This window comes from Paraburkholderia phymatum (assembly GCF_038900715.1).
Taxonomy (GTDB): Bacteria; Pseudomonadota; Gammaproteobacteria; order Burkholderiales; family Burkholderiaceae; genus Paraburkholderia; species Paraburkholderia phymatum_A.
This window is the reverse complement of the sequence record NZ_JAYMRZ010000006.1, coordinates 184547-202775: the sequence shown is the minus strand read 5'-3', so window position 1 is coordinate 202775 and position 18229 is coordinate 184547. Positions and strand designations below refer to the sequence as shown.

Annotated in this window: 13 protein-coding genes; 4 read left to right on the top strand and 9 right to left on the bottom strand. The window is 64.4% G+C overall.

Annotated elements, in window-relative coordinates:
• Positions 1 to 62: 62 nt before the first annotated feature.
• Complete coding sequence (locus VSR68_RS13950) at positions 63 to 986, bottom strand: BadF/BadG/BcrA/BcrD ATPase family protein (protein WP_342940407.1); 924 nt, start codon at positions 984 to 986, stop codon at positions 63 to 65.
• 162 nt (positions 987 to 1148) lie between these two features.
• Between VSR68_RS13950 and VSR68_RS13945 the strand changes: the two genes are divergently transcribed.
• Positions 1149 to 1748 (top strand): DNA-3-methyladenine glycosylase I, encoded by a 600-nt coding sequence (locus tag VSR68_RS13945; protein ID WP_342940406.1) that lies wholly within the window; start codon positions 1149 to 1151, stop codon positions 1746 to 1748.
• A 220-nt stretch (positions 1749 to 1968) separates the two neighbouring features.
• Here the strand turns inward: VSR68_RS13945 and rpsU are convergent, their stop codons facing one another.
• Positions 1969 to 2181 (bottom strand): 30S ribosomal protein S21, encoded by a 213-nt coding sequence (gene rpsU / locus VSR68_RS13940; RefSeq protein ID WP_007581560.1) that lies wholly within the window; start codon positions 2179 to 2181, stop codon positions 1969 to 1971.
• Positions 2182 to 2477: 296 nt separating this feature from the next.
• A complete protein-coding gene (locus VSR68_RS13935) occupies positions 2478 to 3419 on the bottom strand; it encodes an aldo/keto reductase (RefSeq protein ID WP_342940405.1) in 942 nt (313 codons plus the stop codon).
• Between the two features lie 249 nt (positions 3420 to 3668).
• Here VSR68_RS13935 and VSR68_RS13930 point away from each other — a divergent pair, with 249 nt between their 5' ends.
• The 3 genes from VSR68_RS13930 to fliT all read left to right on the top strand — a co-directional run bounded on the left by VSR68_RS13930 (position 3669) and on the right by fliT (position 6431).
• Positions 3669 to 4487: a flagellin domain-containing protein gene (locus VSR68_RS13930; protein ID WP_342940404.1), complete on the top strand. Its 819-nt coding sequence runs from the start codon at positions 3669 to 3671 to the stop codon at positions 4485 to 4487.
• Between the two features lie 177 nt (positions 4488 to 4664).
• Positions 4665 to 6083, top strand: coding sequence for a flagellar filament capping protein FliD (fliD, locus tag VSR68_RS13925; RefSeq protein WP_342940403.1), 1419 nt, complete (start codon positions 4665 to 4667; stop codon positions 6081 to 6083).
• A 36-nt stretch (positions 6084 to 6119) separates the two neighbouring features.
• The gene (fliT, locus tag VSR68_RS13920; protein WP_342940402.1) at positions 6120 to 6431 is read left to right on the top strand and encodes a flagellar protein FliT; all 312 of its coding nucleotides are present in this window, start codon (positions 6120 to 6122) and stop codon (positions 6429 to 6431) included.
• A 200-nt stretch (positions 6432 to 6631) separates the two neighbouring features.
• Here the strand turns inward: fliT and VSR68_RS13915 are convergent, their stop codons facing one another.
• Genes VSR68_RS13915 through VSR68_RS13890 form a run of 6 tightly spaced genes read right to left on the bottom strand, consistent with a single transcriptional unit; the run spans position 6632 to position 18163 of the window.
• A complete protein-coding gene (locus VSR68_RS13915; RefSeq protein WP_342940401.1) occupies positions 6632 to 9106 on the bottom strand; it encodes a tetratricopeptide repeat protein in 2475 nt (824 codons plus the stop codon).
• Positions 9103 to 11592, bottom strand: coding sequence for a tetratricopeptide repeat protein (locus VSR68_RS13910; protein ID WP_342940400.1), 2490 nt, complete (start codon positions 11590 to 11592; stop codon positions 9103 to 9105). The genes VSR68_RS13915 and VSR68_RS13910 overlap by 4 nt, the downstream gene beginning before the upstream one ends.
• Complete coding sequence (locus VSR68_RS13905) at positions 11589 to 14075, bottom strand: tetratricopeptide repeat protein (protein ID WP_342940399.1); 2487 nt, start codon at positions 14073 to 14075, stop codon at positions 11589 to 11591. Before VSR68_RS13905 ends, VSR68_RS13910 begins: the two co-directional genes overlap by 4 nt.
• 49 nt (positions 14076 to 14124) lie before the next feature.
• Positions 14125 to 15330 (bottom strand): class I SAM-dependent methyltransferase, encoded by a 1206-nt coding sequence (locus VSR68_RS13900; protein ID WP_342940398.1) that lies wholly within the window; start codon positions 15328 to 15330, stop codon positions 14125 to 14127.
• Entirely contained in the window at positions 15327 to 16268 is a 942-nt protein-coding gene (locus VSR68_RS13895) for a UDP-glucuronic acid decarboxylase family protein (RefSeq protein ID WP_342940397.1), read from the bottom strand. The genes VSR68_RS13900 and VSR68_RS13895 overlap by 4 nt, the downstream gene beginning before the upstream one ends.
• Complete coding sequence (locus VSR68_RS13890) at positions 16265 to 18163, bottom strand: tetratricopeptide repeat protein (protein WP_342940396.1); 1899 nt, start codon at positions 18161 to 18163, stop codon at positions 16265 to 16267. Before VSR68_RS13890 ends, VSR68_RS13895 begins: the two co-directional genes overlap by 4 nt.
• Positions 18164 to 18229: the final 66 nt, after the last annotated feature.

Here is an 18229-nt window from a genome sequence, read left to right as displayed (position 1 = left end):
AAGGCGGGCGGGCAGCGTCTGAAAACATCTATTTTATCGCCTCCAGGCGCGCACCCTTCCGTTCATGGCTCGCGATCGAGGCGCTCGTCCGGCTTTGAAGCGCCTACAGCGCCGATTCGCGCAGCCTCGCGCTGGGCGAGTTGCAGCGCGCCGTGCGCCGAATCCGAAATGGACTCGCGCAGACGCTTTCGAAATGGCGCTGGCACATACTCGCTCAATGGCTTGCCGAGCCCGCCGCACAGCGCGACAGGCAGCGCTCCTGACGGGTCCAGCGCGGCAATCATCTTGCCGATCTCGTCGCCCGCTTGCTCGAGCAGACGCGCCGCAAACGGGTGCTCTCGATGCGCGACGACGACAGGCGCGAGGCTCGCATAAGCGGTCTGATTCGCGTCGCACAACCATACGACGAGTCCATCGCGATCGGTTGCGCCGACATGCTTGACCAGTGCTTTCGAGAATTCGTCGGCGGGAACACGGCCGTCGAGCGCGTGCTGCGCATGCACGATCGCGCGCAAGCCGAGCCATGCGCCGCTGGCTTCGTCGGCGGACGGATAGCCGTAGCCGCTGACCATGCGGCTCGCGCCGCTACGATCGAGCACGGCTGCGACGCTGCCCGTCCCCAGCGCGACAATCACGCCCGGCTCGCCGCCATGCGCGCCGAGCAGCGTCGTGTAGGCATCGCTTTCGATCGCGAGTCCGGCCTGCGCGGGCGCCTTCGAGCGAAACGCAGCCAGCCAGTCCCGGTTGTTGACGCCCGCAAGGCCGCAGCCGAGCACGCAGTGTGACCAGTCTGCGGCAAGGCCGGCGCGTTCGAACGCCTGCGCGCTCGCGGCGAGGATCGCTTCCCATGCGCGCTCGACGCCCAAACCGAGCCCCGACGGCCCGGCCGTGCCTTGCGCGAGTTCGTGGCCTGCGGCGTTCGCCAGCACGACGCGCGTGCCGGTGCCGCCACCATCGACGCCGATTAGATAGAGGTCTTGATTCATCGATATGCTCAGTGATGTCTCAGTGATGTATTAGGGCATAGCGTGGCAGGTCCGCCCGCTCGCGACAATTAGCCGAATGGCCAGGTTGTCGCGGCTCTCCGTTCCGCTATGCTGGCGTGGCCTGATCGACGGGCGATCAACCAACCATGCAGGAGCCTGAACGTGGCTGAGCAGCGATGCAACTGGGCAACGAGCGAAGCGCTCGCACACTATCACGACACCGAGTGGGGCGTCCCCTCGCGGGATGACCAGCACCTGTTCGAAATGCTGGTGCTCGAAGGCGCGCAGGCCGGGCTATCGTGGTCGACCATATTGAACAAGCGCGACGGATACCGGCGTGCATTCTCCAACTTCGAGATCGACACGGTCGCCCGCTTTTCGCAGCAAAAGCTAGACGCACTCGTGCTGGATGAAAGCATCGTGCGACATCGCGGCAAGATCGAGTCCGCAGTGACGAATGCAAAGGCTGTCAGGCAGATCCAGGCGGAGCATGGTTCATTTGCGGATTTCGTGTGGTCGTTCGTCGACAACACGCCGATCCAGAATACGTGGACGACCTACAAGCACGCGCCCGCGTCGACGGAAGTATCGGATGCGCTCAGCAAGGCGCTGAAACGCTACGGCTGCAAATTTGTCGGCACAACCATCTGCTACGCGTTCATGCAGGCGGTGGGCATGGTCAACGACCATCAGATCGACTGCGCCTGCCATATGCGATGCGCGACACTCGGCAAGAAAGGGCGCAAGAAAATTTCAAAGTGATGTGTCCGGCGCCGATCTCATGAAGGCGCCAGCACGCTTTCATGTCGCGCCGTTGCAACAGCGGACGCCTTGTCGATCGGTACGGGGCGCGGCAAACCGTCCACTTTCCCCGCCGTCTTTTCCGATATCGAACAACGACACCCCGAAATGAAAACGGCGGTGTGGCTTCTTTCGAAGCTCACACCGCCGTTTGGCGTGCTTTCGCGTGCCGGAAGCGTGCTTAGTGCAGCTTCTTCGGCAGCATCTGGCTACGCAGGCGCTTGTGCAGGCGCTTCACTGCAGCTGCCTTCTTGCGCTTACGTGCCGTCGTCGGCTTTTCGTACGCCTGGCGCTCGCGCAGTTCTGCGATCAGGCCATTTTTTTCGATTGCGCGGCGGAAGCGGCGGATTGCCACTTCGAACGGCTCATTTTCTTTCAGAAGAATCGTCGTCATGTAATTCCTAAATACGCTTGATACGGTTAATGGCGTGGCGGTTAGCCCACTCACGCGCCGGCCCTCCGGTCGTTCCAGACTCTGGCGAAGCACAACTGAAACGAGAGGCAAAGCGGCCACGGAGGCCGGAAAAGAGAGGTGGGAGTTCACCGCGAAACGCGGGCAGCGCACGTTGCGGCGCCGCGCCTAGCTAGCGTTTCGCCACCAGTAACCCATGACGAAACGAGCAAAGATCTCAATTCACTCCCGATGATATCAGGAAATCGCCGCGCAGACCAGCATTTTAGCGAACCGCGTCAGGCACTTGCATCGTTCAGCGCACGCAGATCGGCGTCCGTGAGCTTTAGATTCACTGCTGCGACGAGGCTTTCGAGTTGCTTGACGGACGTTGCGCTGGCAATCGGCGCCGTGATGCTCGGCCGCGCGATCAGCCATGCGAGCGCCACCGAAGCCGGCGCGCTGTGATGGCGCGCCGCAATCTCTTGCAGCGCGTCGAGGATCGCGAAACCGCGTTCGTTCAGATACGCCTCGACCTTGGCGCCACGCGCGCTCTTCTTCAGATCTTCGCGCGAACGGTACTTGCCCGACAGAAAGCCGCTTGCAAGGCTGTAATAGCAGACGACCCCCAGCCGCTCTACCAGCGTGACCGGCTCGAGGTCGGTCTCATACGCCGCGCGGTCGTACAGGTTGTACTCCGGCTGGATCACCTGATATTCCGGCAGGCCGTTTTCCCGCGAAACCTTCAAGGCTTCCAGAACGCGCGCGCCGCTATGGTTCGACGCGCCGATCACCCGCACCTTGCCTGCCTCGATCAATTGCTGATATGCACCGAGCGTTTCCGCGAGCGGCGTCTCCTCGTTGTCGAGATGCGAGAAATAGACATCGATGTAATCGGTTTGCAAGCGCCGCAGCGAATCTTCGACGGCCGCGCGGATGTTGCCCGCCGACAATCCCTTGCGGCTACCGAGCATGCCGACTTTCGTCGCCAGCACGATCTTGTCGCGCTTGCCCGACTTCGCGAACCACTTGCCGATGATCGTCTCCGACTCGCCGCCGCGATTGTCCGGTACCCATGCCGAATAGACGTCGGCCGTGTCGATGAAATTCAGGCCGGCGTCGGCGAACGCGTCGAGGATCGAAAAGGATGTCGCTTCGTCGGCCGTCCAGCCGAACACGTTGCCGCCGAACATCAGCGGCGCGACCCGCAGATGCGATTTGCCGAGGTTGCGTTTCTGCATGACATCTCCATCAGAAAGGACAACGGTCCACCAAGGATACGCGGCCTTCGGATTCGTTACAGACACGTCCGGCGGCGGCTTGAGCGTCCGTTGCCGCATCCATACGCCCCCAAATTTCGCCAGAACGCCCCTAAAGTTTTCTTCTGACCACGCCGTCAACCAGGACAGGCGGCGGCGCAACGCATTCAGTCAAGCGCGACGCCAAGCCAAACAGCCTATCTCCGAGGCGTTTTATAAAGAGGACGCAAAATGCTGAATATCAACACCAACATTCTGTCGCTGACCACGCAGAATAACCTGTCGGGCTCGCAAAGCGCGCTGTCGCAGGCTATCAACCGTCTCTCGTCGGGCAAGCGCGTGAACACGGCTGCAGACGACGCGGCAGGTCTCGCGATCTCGACGTCGCAAACCGCGTCGATCAACGCACTGACGCAAGGCGCCGCCAACGCGAACAACGGTATCTCGATGGTGCAAACCGCTGCGGGCGCACTGCAGTCGACCGTCGACAACCTGCAACGTATCCGCCAACTGGCAGTTGAAGCAGGCGACGGCTCGCTGGATTCGAACGCACTGGCCAACCTGGACGCTGAAGTTCAAACGCGTCTGTCGGAAATCAACCGCGTTGCTACGCAAACGACGTTCAACGGTCTGAACATCCTGTCGGGCGCAAGCACGGTCAACTTCCAGATCGGCGCGTTCTCGGGCCAGCAGATCAGCATCGACTTCGGCAGCACGGTCTGGAACACGACGGGTCTCAGCCTGACCTCGCTGTCGGTTTCGACGGCAACGTCGGCACAGTCGGCAATGAACGCGATCGACGCAGCGCTGACGCAAGTCAATACCTTCCAGGCAACGCTGGGTGCAACGCAGAACACGTTCCAGGCTGCAATCACCACGACGCAAACGCAATCGACGAACATGAGCGCTGCACGTTCGCAGATCACCGACGCGGACTTCGCGACGGAAACGGCGAACCTGTCGAAGGCTCAGGTTCTGCAGCAAGCTGGCATCTCGGTGCTCGCGCAAGCGAACTCGCTGCCGCAGCAAGTTCTGAAGCTCCTCCAGTAACGATGATGCGAGGCGCGGCGAAGGCAACGACGCCGCGCCGCGGCAGACGCAGCAACACGCGTGTCTGCCGCGGAACAGGTTTTGAAAGATCGGGAGGCATGCCTCCCGAAGTGCATTGATCGCAGTCCACTATAAGCATTGAACCGCGCAGGGCGCGACCGAGAACGGAGTACCGGCATGACCACGACGGCGACATCCAGCACCACCAGCACTGATATCACCAGTCTTCTCGCCCAGGCGGGACAGTCCATTATCAGTGGCGCGACCAAATCGACACTGGATGTCGATTCGCTCGTGTCCTCGATCGTCACCGCCAAGACAGCCGGACAAACGGCCACGATCACCGCCAAGCAGAATGCGGACAACACCGAACTGTCGGCGATCGGCTCGATCAAATCGGCGCTTTCCGCACTCCAGACCGCGCTGAGCGGCCTCTCCGACGGCACGGCGCTGAGCCAGCTGACAGCGACGACAAGCGGCACCGGCATCGCTGCCACGATGTCGACTAGCGCGACGGCGGGCAACTACAGCATCAAGGTCAACAACCTCGCGACGGCGGCGAAGATTTCTTCGCAAGCCATCACCAGCACCGATTCGATTAGCGCAGGCTCGCTGAGCATCACGCTCGGCACGAACAGCGCATTCAACATCAACGTGACCGCGGGCCAATCGCTGGCCGACATTGCATCCTCGATCAACAACGCAGCAGGCAACCCGGGCGTCACGGCAACCGTTCTGACGGCGACCGACGGCCAGCACCTCGTGTTCCAGTCGAACGCGACAGGCCAGGCCAACACGCTGTCCGTCACGGCCACGGGCGTCAACTCGAAGCTGGCTTCGGGATATACCACGGTCACCTCCGCGCAGGATGCATCGCTGACCATCGACGGCAACGCGGTGACGAGCGCGAGCAATTCAGTGACAGGCGCGCTCACGGGTGTCACGCTGAACCTGACGAGCGCAGCCGTCGGCACGACACAGACCGTTTCCATCGCCACCGACACGACGGCATCGCAGACGGCCATCGACAACTTCGTCTCGGCGTACAACAAGTATGTCAGCACCGCTCAGTCGCTCTCGTCATACGACACGAGCACCTCGACGGCGGGTCCGCTGCTTGGCGACTCGATGCTCAACTCGATTTCGAGCGGGCTCGCAACGGCAGTCAGCAGCGGCGTGAAGACGAACGGCAGCACGTTTTCGCTGTCGGCCATCGGCATCGACCTGCAGCCGGACGGCACGCTGAAGGTCGACGACACCGCGCTGAAAAATGCACTGACGTCGAACAGCAGCGCTGTATCGTCGCTGTTCAATTCGACCAACGGCATGGGCGTGACGCTGAACAACCTCGTCACGACCTATACGCAGACGTCGGGCATCATCGACCAGCGCACGAACGCGCTGAACGCGGACCTGCAGAATCTCTCCGACCAGCAGACGAACCTGACGAACTACCAGACGACGCTGACCAAGCAGTACAACGCGCAGTTCACCGCGCTCAACACGCTGATGGCGCAGATGCAGAGCAACACGCAGTACCTCACGCAACTGTTTGGCGGCACGAGCAGCGCGGGCGCGCTCGCAACCAACAAGTAATCGGCACCTGATCGGCGAAAACACCCGGAGTAAAGCATGGCAAACGACGCGCTGACCCGCGCATATGGACTCACGAAAGAACTCGAGTCCGTCGCGTTGCAGGGCGACTGGACGCGCGCTGCGTCGCTCGTCGAGGCGTGCTCGCCGCTCTTTCGGCAGCTCGCGCCCGAACAATCGGCCGAAGCGCTCGACATGATCCGCGAAATCCACCGGATCAATGCGAGCGTCATGCAGCGGGCGCATGCCAGCCGCGACGAACTCGCGGCGCGCCAAAACGAAGCGATCAGCAAGATTGAAGCGGCGCGGCAGTATCAGATCACGGGGATCATGTCGGCGCGAAGCCGCTGAGAGCCGACTGCGCCAGTTGACGTTCCGTCAGCCGGGCCATCCGGGTTGCTATCCGAATTGCCATCCAATTGCCAGACTTCCCACGCTTTCGAATGGGAGACGGTGAAGTACCTTCCGAAGCCGCAGCGATGCGGCTTTTTTACTTTGCGCGTAGCCGCGCGCAGACTCACGCGCTGTCCGCGTCCAGGGGGACGCCGGCGTCAATCGCGCGAGGCCGCGCCCGTTGCAACCGATGCATACATGCCCGCCATCGCGTCTTCGAAGTTGCGCGCGAATCGTCGAGCGTCGCACAGCGGCGACGCGAGAAGCTGCGCGCGCAGACCGCGGCGCACGTCGGCGAGCGCGGCCGGGTCGCTCGCGAACGCGACCGCTTTCGCGACATAGTCGTCGTTATCGCGTGCGATCCATTCCGGCAATCCCGCCGTGTGCAAGATGCTTTCGCCGACATGGGACAGGAAGCGATCCCCCTTGCGCGTCAGCACGGGCACGCCCATCCACAGACCTTCGACGCTCGTCGTCCCGCCCGGATAGGGAAAAGGATCGAGCGCGATGTCGAGCAAATTGAAAGCCTCCAGATGCTGCCGGCGGTACGAATGGCCAAGCAGGATCAACCGATCGCGCGCGACGCCCCGTGCCGCGAGCGCACGAGCGATCCGGTCGGAGAATGGCGGTTGCGCGAACTGCGCCGACTTCAGCAAGAGCCGCGAGTCGGGCACCGCGCGCAGCACCCTGGACCACAACGCGATGACTTCGTCGTTGAGCTTGTTCGCGTTGTTCAGCGTGCCGAAAGTGATGAAGCCATTTGCCGCCATCGGCAACGGCCCGACTTCGACAGGCTCATCGGGCGGCGTAAAGCACAGGTAGCTGTCGGGCAGCCGCCAGGGCTTTTCGGTGAAGTGCGCTTCCTCATCGACGGGCAGCACGTACGCGTCGCCGAGAACATAGTCCATCTCGGCGATGCCTGTGGTGGCGAAGTAGCCGAGCCACGTGGCCTGCACGGGCGCTGGCTTCCCTGCGAAGAGCGGCAGCCGGTGATGTTTCGTGTGCCCGCTGAGGTCGAGCAGGACGTCGATGCCGTCGCGCCCGATCAGGTCCGCCGCCGCCTCGTCGCTTAACGCGCTGATATCGCGCCACACGCCGAAATGCGGCTTCAGTCGGGCGGTGACGTGGTCTTCGGAGGGCTGCGTCGCGTACGCGAAAAGCTGCACGCGATCGGGGTTCACTGCTGTGATAAGCCCTTCGATGAACACGGCAACGGGGTGCCCGCGCAAGTCGCCCGATACGAAGCCGATGCGCAAGGGCCTCGCTAGCACGGATGCGGGCGCGTGTTCCCAGCGTCGCGCCGCCGATGTCATGCTGCCGCCGAACCGGCGCGCATCGGCGAGCATTTGAACGGGGTCGCAATGAATCCAGCCTGCATGCTTGAAGAGCAGACTCGTATGCGCAAACCACAGGTCCGGATCGAGTTCGAGCGCGCGGCGATAGGCCGCGAGTCCTTCATCTGTCCTGTTGCTCGCGCACAGGATGTCGCCGAACGTCGTGAGCATGAGTCCCGTCGCGCCATCGCGGGACAGCGCCTCGCGGCAGCTCGCCAGCGCTTCTCCCGTTTTCTCCAGTCTGAGCAGCGTGACGGCCAGATTGTGATGCACGTTGATGTCGCCCGCGCCGAGTGCGATGGCCTGCCGGAATGCCTGCTCGGCCGCGGCAAACTGCTCCTGATCGAAGCAGGCAGTGGCTAACGTGACATAGGCAACGGCAAGACGGGGATCGAGTTCGAGCGCTCGCCGGCAGCTGGCGATCGCCTCGTCGTATCGCCGCAGCATGCGCAAGATACCGCCAAGGTTGCTGTGCGCAATCGCCAGTTCCGGGGCGAGTTGGAGCGCCTTGCGGCAATGCGCCTGCGCGCCTTCCAGATCGCCGATGTCGGTCAGCGCTGTGGCAAGCGTGTTGTGGGCGTGAGGATCGGTCGTGTCGAGACCGTGCAGCAGGCTCGCTGCCGCGCCCGCCAGGTCGCCTGTTGCGCGCAGCGCCAGGCCCAGTCCGTGATGCGCCACGTGCAGGTCCGGCTGCAGGCCGATGGCCTGCCGGTAGCTGCCGATGGCCGCATCCATCTGCTGCCGCGCCCGCTGCACGTTGCCCAGGTTGCTGTACGCCTGCGCATACCCGGGCGCCAGCGCAATCGCCTTGCCATAGCTCACCGCCGCTGCATCCAGCTCGCCCAGATCCTGCAGCGCATTGCCCAGGTTGTTGTACGCCTGCGCGGACTGCGGGCTCAGCTCGATGGCCCGCGCGCAGCAGTACATCGCCTCCTGCGCCCGCCCCGCTTCGCGCAGCGCATTGCCCAGATTGTTGTGCGCCTCCGCGTAGTCGACCTGCAGGCGCACCGCTTCCTGATACCGCGCGATCGCTTCCTCCAGCCGGCCGTGCTCGCGCAGCATGTTGCCCAGGTTGTTCAGGTACGCCGGCTCCCGCCGCGCCGCGAGCGATTGCTCCATCAGCGCAAGCCCCGCGTCGTACTGGCCCAGCTGGCAGCCCAGCAGACCCAGAAAATGCTGCGCATCCGGCTGCCCCGGCTCCTGTGCCAGGATCTCGCGGTACAGCGCCTGCGCTTGCCCCAGACGTCCCGCCTGGTGATGCCCGAGCGCGCGCTCCAGCAGCGCCTGCCGTTCGTTCATGACTCTTCCAGCGTCTTGTCTGCCCCGGCCACGTAGCGCGACCACATCTGCTCGAAGGCCGATTCCAGGCTGCGTGCAAAGCGCTTCGCATCGCACAGCGGCGAGTTCAGCACCTGGGCGCGCAGGCCCGCGCGCAATGTGTTCAGCTTTCCCGGATCGCCCGCATAGGCGAGCGCCTTGCGCACGTAGTCTTCCTCGTCTTCGGCAATCCACTCGCCCAGGCCCGCCGTGTGCAGCAGGCTTTCGCAGATATGCGTGACGAACCGGTCACCCTTCATGCCCAGCACCGGCACGCCCATCCACAGCCCTTCGGCCGTGGTCGTGCCGCCGCCGTACGGAAACGGGCTTAGCGTGATGTCCACGCGGTTGTACGCGTCCAGATACAGCGCGCGCGGCGACGGACCTTCGAGAATCAGCCGCCCTTCGTCGATGCCGTGCGCCGCGAAGCGCGCCTTCGTCGCCTCGCGAGCGCCCGGATGTTCAAGGCCCAGCGCTTTCAGGAACAGGCGCGAGTCCGGCAGCGCATGCAGCATCCGCGACCACAGCTCAACTACGTTGTCGCCGATCTTGATCAGCTTGCCGAAGCAGCCGAATGTGACATGCCCGTTCGAAAGCATCGGCAGCGGGCCGACGGACACGGACTCGCGCGGCGGCGTGAAGCACAGGTAGCTGTCGGGCAGCCGCCACGGCCGCTCGACGAAATGCGCCTCTTCGGTTTCGGGCAGCACGTGCCGGTCGCCAAGGAAATAGTCGATCTGCGAAAGCCCCGTCGTCGCAAAGAAGCCGAGCCAGCTGACCTGCACGGGTGCGGGCTTCCACGCGAACGCCGACAATCCAGAGAACTGCGTGTGGCCGGACAGATCGACCAGCACGTCGACCGCATCGTCATGGATGCGGCGCGCCAGCGCCTCCGGACCCAGATCGTGCACGTCGCGCCAAAGGCCGAACTTGTGCTTCAGACGGTCCGTCACCTCATCGTGCTTCGCGCACGTCGAATAGGCGATGAGTTCGATGCGGCGCGCGTCGATGTGGTCCAGCACGTTCTCAAGAAAAATGCCCGACGGGTGCTGGCGCAGATCGCCCGACACGAGTCCCACGCGCAACGCGCCCGTGCGCGTGCGTTCCGTGGGCAGATGACGGTACGGGCGCGCCGTGGCCGCCATCAGCGCGCCGCAGCGGCGCGCGTCGTCGATGAACCGTTCGGGCGTCACCGTGTGCGTGCCCGCTGCGCAGAACAGCAGCCGTTGATAGACGAGCAGCGGCTCGGCGGGATCGAGCGTCAACGCATCGCGATAGGCGTCGAGCGCGCTGTCGATATCGCCCTGTGCGCGCAATGTGTCGCCGAGATTCACCAGCATCGACGCATTCGGCCCTTCCAGCGCGAGCGCCCGCCGGCAATGCACGAGCGCTTCGTCCGTGCGCTCCTGCTTGAGCAACACCAGCGCAAGGTTGTGGTGCGCGCCCGCATCGTCATTGTCCAGTTCCAGCGCGCGCCGGTAGCTGCGCGTGGCGCCCGGCAGATCGTCGAGACTGTGCTGCGCATTGCCGAGCGCGTTCCACGCCTGCGCCTGTTCGGGCGACAACGCCACCGCGCGGTCGCTCATCGAAAGCGCTTCGGCAAACTGCTGCTGTCGCCGCAGCACGCCGCTCAGATTGCTGTACGCCTGAGCGTCGTCCGGCGACAGCGCAATGGCCTTGCGATAGTACGAGGCGGCTTCGTCGAGTTCTCCCTGATCGCGCAAGACCGTGGCGTAGCTGTTGATTACATCGGCCGTATTCAGCTTCAGACTGGCCCGCAAGCTCGCTGCCGCGCCCGCCAGGTCGCCTGTTGCGCGCAGCGCCAGGCCCAGTCCGTGATGCGCCACGTGCAGGTCCGGCTGCAGGCCGATGGCCTGCCGGTAGCTGCCGATGGCCGCATCCATCTGCTGCCGCGCCCGCTGCACGTTGCCCAGGTTGCTGTACGCCTGCGCATACCCGGGCGCCAGCGCAATCGCCTTGCCATAGCTCACCGCCGCTGCATCCAGCTCGCCCAGATCCTGCAGCGCATTGCCCAGGTTGTTGTACGCCTGCGCGGACTGCGGGCTCAGCTCGATGGCCCGCGCGCAGCAGTACATCGCCTCCTGCGCCCGCCCCGCTTCGCGCAGCGCATTGCCCAGATTGTTGTGCGCCTCCGCGTAGTCGACCTGCAGGCGCACCGCTTCCTGATACCGCGCGATCGCTTCCTCCAGCCGGCCGTGCTCGCGCAGCATGTTGCCCAGGTTGTTCAGGTACGCCGGCTCCCGCCGCGCCGCGAGCGATTGCTCCATCAGCGCAAGCCCCGCGTCGTACTGGCCCAGCTGGCAGCCCAGCAGACCCAGAAAATGCTGCGCATCCGGCTGCCCCGGCTCCTGTGCCAGGATCTCGCGGTACAGCGCCTGCGCTTGCCCCAGACGTCCCGCCTGGTGATGCCCGAGCGCGCGCTCCAGCAGCGCCTGCCGTTCGTTCATGACTCTTCCAGCGTCTTGTCTGCCCCGGCCACGTAGCGCGACCACATCTGCTCGAAGGCCGATTCCAGGCTGCGTGCAAAGCGCTTCGCATCGCACAGCGGCGAGTTCAGCACCTGGGCGCGCAGGCCCGCGCGCAATGTGTTCAGCTTTCCCGGATCGCCCGCATAGGCGAGCGCCTTGCGCACGTAGTCTTCCTCGTCTTCGGCAATCCACTCGCCCAGGCCCGCCGTGTGCAGCAGGCTTTCGCAGATATGCGTGACGAACCGGTCACCCTTCATGCCCAGCACCGGCACGCCCATCCACAGCCCTTCGGCCGTGGTCGTGCCGCCGCCGTACGGAAACGGGCTTAGCGTGATGTCCACGCGGTTGTACGCGTCCAGATACAGCGCGCGCGGCGACGGACCTTCGAGAATCAGCCGCCCTTCGTCGATGCCGTGCGCCGCGAAGCGCGCCTTCGTCGCCTCGCACATGTCGGAGGCCTTCAGCTCCGGTGCCTTGAGAAAGAGCCGCGAGCCGGGCAGCGCACGCATCAGGCGCGACCATACGGCGATCACCTTGTCCGTCACCTTCACGAGCTTGCCGAAGCAGCCGAACGTGACATGCCCGTTCGAAAGCATCGGCAGCGGGCCGACGGACACGGCCTCGCGCGGCGGCGTGAAGCACAGGTAGCTGTCGGGCAGCCGCCACGGCCGCTCGACGAAATGCGCCTCTTCGGTTTCGGGCAGCACGTGCCGGTCGCCGAGAAAATAGTCGATCGCCGTACTGCCCGTCGTCGCGAAGAAGCCGAGCCAGCTGACCTGCACGGGCGCGGGCTTGAAGCCGAAGATCGGCAGCCCCGTCCACGAGGTATGCCCGGCGAGATCGACGAGAACGTCGATACTGTCCGCGTGGATCTTGCGCGCCGCCTCTTCCGTCGTCATGCCGTGCACGCCGTGCCATTCGCTGAAGCTCGCCTTCAGGCTGCGCGTGATGTCGTCCTCGAATGCGTAGGTGCTGTACGCGACCGGTTCGATGCGCGTCCTGTCGATACGCTCGATCACGCTTTCGAGAAAAATCCCGACGGGGTGGCTACGGAGATCGCCCGATACGAAGCCGACGCGCAAAGGCCGCTTGTCGCGTGGCGAACCAGGCGCATGTTCGAAGGGCTGCGAGCGGATTCGCATCAACTCGCCGAAGCGGCGCGCGTCATCAAGCCATTCACGCGGTTCGAATTCCGGCGAACTCGTCATGGCAAACAGCATGCGAATGTAGACGGGCATCGCATCGCCGCCATGGGTCAGCGCCTCGCGATACGCTGCGATACCGCCTCGCACGTCGTTCAGCTGGCGCCGGATGTCGCCGAGCGTCAACAGCATCGCAGCATTCTTGCCGGCGATCGACAGGGCCTTGCTGCAGTTCGCGAGCGCATCGCCCGGTTTGTTCTGCTTGACCTGCACCATCGCAAGATAGTGATACGTCTGGGCGTTATCCGCGTCGAACTCGAGCGCGTATTGATGACTCAACTCGGCGGCTTCGAACTTTTCCAGCGAGTAGTATGCATTGCCGAGAATGTTGTACGCCGCGACATCGCGCGGAGCGAGTTCGATCGCGCGGCGCGCGTGGCTGACAGCGTCGTCGTATGCGCCCAGGCACCCGCACACGTCCGCAAGCTCGCAATGGGCGTGCGCGTTGTCCGGATCGACTGCGAGCACTTTCTGGTAGATCGCCGATGCCACGCTGAACTGCCGTTGCGCGCGCAACTGGCGGGCAAGCGCCATATGCTGGTCCAGTTCTTCGCGCGGCGGCATCGGATCGGCAAGTGCCAGCGCGCCTGCCAGATCGCCTTTCGCGCGCAGCGCCGCGCTCAGCCCCTGACGGGCCGCGCGCAGATCCGGCTGCAATTGAACCGCCCGGCGATAGCTGTCGATGGCGGCATCCGTCTGCTGCTGCGCGAGTCGCACGTTGCCCAGATTGCTGTGGGCCCGTGCGAAATCCGGCGCAAGAGCGATCGCCTTGCCATAACTCTTCGACGCGGCCTCAAGCTCGCCCAAATCCTGCAGCGCGTTACCAAGGTTGTTGTACGCGTGCGCGTAGTCCGGCTTCAATTCGATGGCCCGCGCGCAACTCTGCATCGCCTCGTGGGCACGTTTTGCTTCGCGCAACGCATTGCCCAGATTGTTGTGCGCCTCCGCGTAGTCTGCTTTCAGCGACACCGCTTCCTGATAGCGTGCGATGGCGTCGTCCAGACGTCCGTGCTCGCGCAGCACGTTGCCCAGGTTGTTCAGATACGCAGGCTCGCGCCGTGCCGCGAGCGACTGCTCCATCAGCGCGATGCCCGCGTCATACTGCCCGATCTGACAGCCGAGCAGACCCAGGAAGTGCTGCGCGCCCGGTTGTCCCGGCTCGCGCGCGAGGATCTCCTTGTAGAGCGCCTGTGCGTCGGCAAGGCGACCTGCCTGGTGATGTTCGAGCGCGCGCTCCAGCAACTTCTGCAATTCGTTCATGGTTCCCGTCGAATCGGCTGTCGGGTCGTGCCCCGTCGGTCGAAAAATGTCAGTAGGGATGCGCCTGGGCCGCGAAATCGATCAGCGAGCCGTTGTGCTCGATCATCACCGTTTGTGCATCAATCCCTTCGCGCGCCATTTCGGCAACGATGTCACGCGCGCGCCATTGCGTCGGAATGACGACCACGTCGACACCTGAAGCCTTCAGCACATCGCGGAATTCGATTTTCTGGCCGGTGCCCGGCACAAAGGTTCCTGCCTTGTGCGGATCGGAATCGACGACCAGTGGAAAGCGCTGCGCATCCGCGCCGAACTGGTGGATGAAAGCGGCCGCCTTGCCGGTGCCGCCCCAGATGGCGACACGTTTGCCCGACTCCGCCAGTTCGCCGAGCTGTTGCGCGATCGTCGCGCGGCTGACGATGGAGCGCGCCGAGAACCGCGCGGCGGCTCGCGCGCGCGCCTGGACGCCGGCGTCGACGGACAGCCGCACGAGCGCGTACACCACCTCGCCGTCGTAGCCATGATCGAGCGTGACGATCTCGCCGGCACGCGACATCAGTTCGCGGAACGATTCCGTCGTGAAATGCGAAACATGCTCGTAGAAGAAGTCCGCGAGACGGTCGGTTTCGAACACGCGGTCAATGCAGGGCACCTCGGCGAACAGCAGGCATGGCTTGCCCGATGCGGCCGCGCCCCATGCGAGTTGCTCGATGAGCTTTGCCGGTTCCGTCAGGTGTTCGAGCACATGGCGGATCAGGACGGCGTCGGGCGCGAACGCGGCCATGTCCGTGAGCGGCTCGAAAAGGCGCGCGTGAAACTCCACGCCCTTTCCCGTTTCCGGGCTGGCATTCGGGTCGAAGCCAACAAAGCGTCCGCCTGGGCGTGCCTGCGCGAGACCGCGGATGAAATGCCCTTCGCCGCAGCCGATCTCGACCACGTCCGGCGACGTCGGCAAATGTTCGAGCAATGCATCGCGGGTTGCGGCCAGGTGCCCCTTCCAGATGCCGCCGTTGTTGAACATCCGGTTCGGATTGCTTGCGTAGGGAATCGCGTCGTAATCGAAGCGATGATTCCACACGTGCGAGCATGACGGGCACTGCACGAAATCCTGCGTATGACGCGGCAGGTCGCGCGCGGCTTGCGCGGACGCGGGCCATGCGAGCGTCGCGAGAGTCTGCTCGCCCGCCGGAAAGAAGCGCGCGGCGACACTGTGCGCGCATACGGGACACGTTGCGCTGAGCAGATCGAAACTCATGACTTCACCATATTGCGGAAATGGGCGATGGTTTCCTTCAGGCCATCTTCCAGCGCGACGCCGGGTTGCCAGTCGAGATGCTGGCGTGCACGCGCGATGTCGGGACGACGCTGCACGGGGTCGTCGGCGGGCAGCGGCCGGAATTCGATGCGGCTCTTTGAGCCTGTCAGTCGCAGCACGCAGTCGGCGAGTTCGCGAATGGTGATTTCCGACGGGTTGCCGATGTTGAGCGGGCCCACTACTTCGTTTTGGTCCATCAGGCGCAGCAGGCCTTCGACGAGATCGTCGACATAGCAGAACGAGCGCGTCTGGCTGCCATCACCGTAGAGCGTGATGGGTTCGCCGCGCAGTGCCTGCATGATGAAATTGGAGACGACGCGGCCATCGTCGGGACGCATGCGCGGGCCGTACGTGTTGAAGATGCGCGCGACGCGGATATCGACGGCATGCTGGCGGTGATAGTCGAAGAACAGCGTCTCGGCGCAGCGTTTGCCTTCGTCGTAGCAGGCGCGCGGCCCGTTCGGGTTCACGTTGCCCCAGTAGCTCTCCTGCTGCGGGTGCTGCTGCGCGTCGCCGTAGACCTCGCTGGTCGACGCCTGCAGGATGCGCGCGTTGCAACGCTTCGCGAGGCCGAGCATGTTGATCGCGCCGAGCACGGCCGTTTTCACCGTCGATACAGGATCGCTCTGATAATGCACGGGGCTCGCCGGGCATGCCATGTTGAACACGCGGTCAGCCTCGACGTAGAGCGGCAGCCAGACGTCATGCCGGATCAGCTCGAAGTTAACCCGGCCGATCAGATGCGCAATGTTCTGCTTGCTGCCCGTGTGAAAGTTGTCGACGCACATCACCTCGTGGCCCGCGCCGACGAGGCGCTCGCAGATATGCGAGCCGAGAAAGCCCGCGCCGCCCGTGACCAGTATCGAATGCTGGGTCACTGCGCGTTCTCCGCCGCTGTTTCCAGGTGCTCTTCCCACATCCCGTGCAAGGCCGCCTCGAGATGCTTCGCGAAGCGCGGCGCATCGCATAGCGGCGATGCGAGCAACTGCGCGCGCAACCCGCTGCGTAGCGCGCTCAGGCGGCTCGCGTCGGCGGCGAAAGCAGCGGCCTTCTCGATGTACTCGTCTTCGCTGCTGGCGATCCAGTCCGACAGCCCCGCCGAATGCAGCATGCTTTCGCAGATGTGCGTGAGGAAGCGTTCGCCGCGCAGACACACGACCGGCACGCCCATCCACAGCCCTTCGACCGTCGTTGTGCCGCCGGGGTACGGAAACGGGCTCAACATGATATCGACGCGGTTGTACGCCGCGAGGTACTCGGCGCGCGGCGAGCGGCCCTCGAGAATCAGGCGGGCAGCGTCGATGCCGTGCGCGGCGAATCGCCCCAGCAGCGCCTCGCGCGCGTGATCGGAGTCGAGATGCTGCGCCTTCACGAACAGACGCGAGCCGGGCACGGCATGCAGCAAGCGCGACCACACGGCGACGGACTGCGCGGAGATCTTGGCCAGCTTGCCGAAATAGCCGAATGTGACGTGGTCGTTCGCGCTCATCGGAAGATCGCCCACGGCGACTGCGTCCGAAGGCGGCGTGAAGCACAGGTAGCTGTCGGGCAAATGCCACGGACGCTCGGTGAAGTGGCTATGTTCGCTGGCGGGCAGCACGTGGCGATCACCAATGATGTAGTCGATGGTGCGCAAGCCGGTGCTCGCGAAATAGCCCGGCCAGCTCACCTGCACGGGCGCGGGCTTGCGCGCGAACACGGGCAGGCGGTTGAACTGCGTATGGCCCGACGCGTCGATCAGCACGTCAATGCAATCGGCGCGGATACGCTCGGCGGCTGCGTCATCGCTGAGTCCCGCAATGTTCGTCCACGACGCGAAGCGCGGCTTGATGCGGAACGTCAGCAGATCTTCGACATCTCGCGTCGGATACGCGTGCAGTTCGATGCGCTGGGCGTCGAGGTTCGAGACGACGCTCTCCAGAAAGTATCCGACGGGATGCTGCTTCAGATCGCCCGACACGATGCCGACGCGCAACGGACGCGCAGCACGCGGCGTCGCCTCGACGAGCCAGCTCGTCGCGGGCGTCACGCCTTGCATGACGGCTTCGTCGAAGCGCGCCGCTTCTTCCCGGTAGGCTTGCTGCGTGAGGTCGCTGCGGTAGTTGAGCGCGAACAGCAGGTTGCTGCGCGGCACAGGCAAGTCCGGGCGCAGCGCGATCGCCGTGCCGTAGGACTCGATGGCGGCATCCAGTTCGTCGAGCTCCATCAGCGCGTTCGCGAGGTTGTTGTAGGCCTGCGCATAGTCCGGCTTCAGCGTGATGACCTTGACGAACGACTCGACGGCGCCATGCAGTTCGCCCTCGGCGCGCTGCGCGTTGCCGAGGTTATTCCAGGCGTCGACATAGTCCGGCACGAGCGCGATGGCCTGGCGGAAGCACTCGGCGGCAGCGGCAATGCGCTTGTTCGCCTGCATCACGTTGCCGAGGTTGTAGTAGTAGATCGCGTGCGGCTTGCTCGCGATGGCCGCCATGATCAGCTCCGACGCCTGCGAGTACTGGCCGAACTGATGGGCGATCAGCCCAAGCAGATGCAGCGCGTCGGCGTGTTGCGGATCGCTCGCGAGAATCTCGCGGTAGAGCGTCTCGGCCTCGTCGAGCCGGTCTGCCTGATGGTGTTCGACTGCTCGCGCGAGCAGCGCCTCGATGGCGCTCGCAGAAGCGGCTTCCGCCGGCGCGCTCGCGGCGCCCGGACGGCGCGGTGTGGGCATGCGCTCCCAGGCAGCAGGCGCGGCCTGCTCGGGTGCTTGCGGATTGCGTTGGACGAAATCGTTCATAGGTTCGATGGGTCGCACGGCACGCGCGACCGGTTCAATAAAACGTTCAAACGTGTCGACGAAAAC